This window comes from Mesorhizobium sp. M7A.F.Ca.ET.027.03.2.1, assembly GCF_003999175.1.
Taxonomy (GTDB): Bacteria; Pseudomonadota; Alphaproteobacteria; order Rhizobiales; family Rhizobiaceae; genus Mesorhizobium.
Genome location: NZ_RZOM01001036.1, coordinates 1 through 2,209, shown reverse-complemented (window position 1 = coordinate 2,209; position 2,209 = coordinate 1). Strand labels below are relative to the sequence as shown.

2 protein-coding genes and 1 pseudogene are annotated in these 2,209 nt (G+C 64.4%); 2 read left to right on the top strand and 1 reads right to left on the bottom strand.

What is annotated here, in order from left to right; all coding sequences use genetic code 11:
* The coding region (locus tag EN750_RS30765; RefSeq protein ID WP_127398976.1) for a LysR family transcriptional regulator at positions 1 to 562 on the bottom strand (562 nt) is incomplete at its 3' end.
* Between the two features lie 113 nt (positions 563 to 675).
* Here EN750_RS30765 and EN750_RS30760 point away from each other — a divergent pair.
* Together EN750_RS30760 and EN750_RS30755 are read left to right on the top strand one after the other, a co-directional pair.
* Positions 676 to 1,083, top strand: coding sequence for a 4-oxalocrotonate tautomerase family protein (locus EN750_RS30760; protein ID WP_127398975.1), 408 nt, complete (start codon positions 676 to 678; stop codon positions 1,081 to 1,083).
* 124 nt (positions 1,084 to 1,207) lie between these two features.
* Positions 1,208 to 2,209 (top strand): annotated as a pseudogene (locus tag EN750_RS30755) (2-acyl-glycerophospho-ethanolamine acyltransferase); the annotation flags it as partial.

The following is a 2,209-nucleotide window of genomic DNA, read 5'->3' as shown; positions in this document are numbered from 1 at the left end:
ACGGATCGAGCAGCGCCAGCGGCAATTCCTCCTGCCGCGAAGCCAGCCCTTTTTGCGAACACAGCCATATCATCGGCTCGCGCAGCACGCCGACCTCGTCCAACGCCGCTGCCTGGCGCATAACGATCGCCAGATCGAGGCCGCCAGACTGCAGCGCCTGCGCCAGTTCGGCGGAGCGGCCGACCCGCAATTCGATCCTGACGCGTGGATGGCTGCCGGCGAAGGCACGCAGCAGGTCCGGCAGGCCGCTGTCGGCGAAATCCTGTGTCGTGCCGATGGCGACGCGTCCGGCAGCGCGCGCCCCCTTGAGCGCCAGCCAGGCCTCGCGATGGGTGGCAAGGATTCGCCTGGCATGGCCGACGAGGTCTTCGCCTGCAGGGGTCAAGCCGCGCCCTCGCCCTTGCGGCGCCAGCAGCGGCTCGCCGAGGATTTCCTCCAGCCGCTGCATCTGGGTGGTCACCGCCGAGGGCGAACGGCCGATGCTTGCAGCCGCCTGGGCCAGTGAGCCGCTGTCGACGAAAGCGAGGAAGGTTCGGAGGAGATCGGGATCGAGCGTTTCCATACTTCTATGTTATCGAATCTTCAATTAAAAACAATTCGATTTTTTTGATCTAAAGTTGGTGGCATGGCTGTTTCAACGGCAATCGGACGCCGCTCAAGCCAAGGAGAAGAAAAATGCCCATCATCAACATCAGCGTCACCGGCAAGCCCGACGCGGCTCTTTCAGCCAGCATCGCAAAGGAGGCCACCGAAATCACCGCGACGCAGCTGCGCAAGGACCCGACGATCACGGCAGTTGCCGTGTCCTATGTCGATCCGCAGCACTGGTTCGCCGGCGGCAAGTCGCTGGCCGAGCACGGCACCAGCACGTTCTGGCTTGATATCAAGGTGGTCGACGGCACCAACACCAAGCTTGAGCTGGAGGCCTATCTGAAGGCGATCTTCGCGGCCTTCGGCCGTCTGCTGGGCGGCGTGCACGAGGAGAGCTACGCCTTCGTACATGAAGTGCCGGCAGCCGCTTACGGCTATGGCGGCAAGACGCAGGAATTTCGTTTCATCAGTGGACGGCTGCAGGCGGCATGACAAGCAGCTTCCCGCACCAAGGGAAGCAAAAGCTCCGCATTGACCTTGCTCCCACATCGTCTAGGTTCTGGCCGAAGCGGCCGCAAAAGAGCCGAGATGCTAAGAATGTTGGGAGAGACGCGGCATGGTCCTGACACTGGCGCTGCTTGCGGGTCTTGTTCTGGCCTGGCTGCTGATCGGCGTGGTGGAAAAATTCCGCCTCGGCCTGCGCTTTACCCAGGCGCTGCTCTATGTGCCGTTCAAGCTCGCCTACCGGATCGCCGACAGCCGTATCAGGATCGCCCGCAAGGCGCAGACTCCAGTCATCTACGTCATCTCGCATCAATCGCGCTTCGAACCGGCGCTGATGCTGTCGCTGCTGCCGGAAGACACACTGCACATACTCGACGAGGCCTCGGCGCGCTCGCCGTGGCTTGAACCTTGGCGCGAGCTTGGCCGTACCATCGCTTTCAACGCCGAACATCTCTTCGTCAGCCGCCGGCTGGTGCGGGTGCTGAGGGGCAAGGGCCGGCTCGCCGTCTATCTGCCGGATGCGGTCGAGCCTGACGTCAAGACGTTTCGGTTGTTTCGTGCCGTCACCCGCATCGCCATGCAGGCCGATGCCAAGATCGTGCCGATCTTCGTCGGCGGCGCGCGCGGCCTGCCGGTGTCGCTGACACCCGCGGACAAGGCGCCACGACACTGGTTTCCGCAGCTGTCGATCAGCGTGCTGGAGCCGATGACCATCGCCGAACTGGTGGCGCGGAACCCCGATCAGGCCTCGAACACCAACGCGCTGTTCGACCGTGTCGCCGAGGCGCGGCTCTTCGGCACCAACCTCGATCGTGGCCTGTTCCTGGCCATGCGCGATGCCGCCGACCGCGTCGGCGCTTCGCATACCATCATCGACGACGTGATCTCCGGGGCGCTGAGCTACCGCAAGCTGTTCATCGGCGCCCGCGTCCTGGGCAGGCGCTTTGAGGCGGTGACGGCTCCGGGCGAGGCGGTCGGCGTGATGCTGCCCAATGCCAACGGCGTCGTGCTGTCGCTCACCGGCCTTCTGTCGGCCGGCCGGGTGGCGGCGATGATCAACTATACGGCCGGACCGGCGAGCGTCACCGCGGCCGTGCGCACGGCGGTGATAAGG

Excerpts from the sequence above, each read along its gene's own strand:
- EN750_RS30760 (WP_127398975.1), top strand. The coding sequence starts at position 676 with ATGCCCATCATCAACATCAGCGTCACCGGCAAGCCCGACGCGGCTCTT.